Genomic DNA, 1,414 nt, shown 5'->3' with positions numbered 1-1,414 from the left:
GGTTGCGTCCAATAGCGTGGTGTAACCCCCGGCCCTGATGGGCGTGTTGCACCGATGTAAGGCGGCCACCGCGTGATTCTTGGAAAGACCGATCAAGTCTTTTCCGAAGGAGTACACGCGATGACCGCACCCCATTTTATTGACCCTGCCCGTTTCCTGTCCGAACAACTCGAGCAAGCCTCGCCGGACTTGATGCGGCAGATGCTGACCACGTTCATCAACGCGCTGATGAGCGCCGAAGCGGAAGCCGTCTGCGGCGCCGAATACGGCCAAGTCTCCGCCGACCGGGTCAACTCCCGCAACGGCTACCGGCACCGGGATTTCGACACCCGCACCGGCACCCTCGACGTCGCGATCCCGAAGCTGCGCACCGGCACCTACTTCCCGGACTGGCTCCTCGAGCGCCGCCGCCGCGCCGAGGCCGCCCTGACCAGCGTCGTGGCGACCTGCTACCTGCTCGGGGTGTCGACGAGGCGGATGGAGAAACTCGTCGAGTCCCTCGGCATCACTCGCCTCTCGAAGTCGCAGGTGTCGATCATGGCCAAGGACCTCGACGAACAGGTCGAGCAGTTCCGCACCCGGCCCCTCGACGCCGGCCCTTACACGTTCGTGGCCGCCGACGCCCTGGTGCTGAAGGTGCGCGAGGGCGGCCGTGTCGCCAACGTCCACGCGCTCCTCGCGACGGGCGTGAACAAGGACGGGCACCGCGAGATCCTGGGCCTGCAGGTCACCAGCGCCGAAGACGGCGCCGGCTGGCTCGGCTTCTTCCGCGACCTGACCGCCCGCGGCCTCACCGGCGTGAAACTCGTCACGAGCGACGCTCACGCCGGCCTCGTGGCCGCCATCGGGGCGACCCTGCCCGGCGCGACTTGGCAGCGCTGTCGCACCCACTACGCCGCGAACCTGATGTCCGCGACCCCGAAGACCAGCTGGCCGTGGGTGAAGACCCTGCTCCACTCCGTCTACGACCAGCCCGACGCGGACGCCGTCCACGCCCAGTTCGACCGGGTCCTGAACGCACTGGAGGAGAAGCTCCCCGCGGTCGCCACCCACCTCGAGGCGGCCCGGGCGGACGTGCTCGCCTTCACCGGCTTCCCGAAGGAGATCTGGCGTCAGCTCTGGTCCAACAACCCCCAGGAACGTCTCAACCGCGAGATCCGCCGCCGCACCGACGTCGTGGGGATCTTCCCCGACCGCGGCTCCCTGATCCGGCTCGTCGGCGCGGTCCTGGCCGAACAACACGACGAATGGATCGAGGGCCGCCGCTACCTCGGCCTCGACGTCCTCAGCCGCTCACGCCTCACCCTCGTCCCGACCGAGAAGGAGGAACCCGCAACCGAACTCGGCGCCCTCAGCGCCTAGAAATCCAAGAATCACGCGGCAGACGCGTTACACCACACATTTGGACTTGACC

The 1,414-nt window shown here is 67.6% G+C and carries 1 protein-coding gene; it reads left to right on the top strand.

The features are described from left to right. Positions 1 to 120 precede the first annotated feature (120 nt). Positions 121 to 1,362 (top strand): IS256 family transposase, encoded by a 1,242-nt coding sequence (locus E3N86_RS07505; protein WP_134342055.1) that lies wholly within the window; start codon positions 121 to 123, stop codon positions 1,360 to 1,362. Positions 1,363 to 1,414: the final 52 nt, after the last annotated feature.

It is taken from the genome of Cryobacterium sp. Hz7 (assembly GCF_004402815.1).
Taxonomy (GTDB): Bacteria; Actinomycetota; Actinomycetes; order Actinomycetales; family Microbacteriaceae; genus Cryobacterium; species Cryobacterium sandaracinum.
This window is presented reverse-complemented; position numbering and strand designations above follow the sequence as displayed.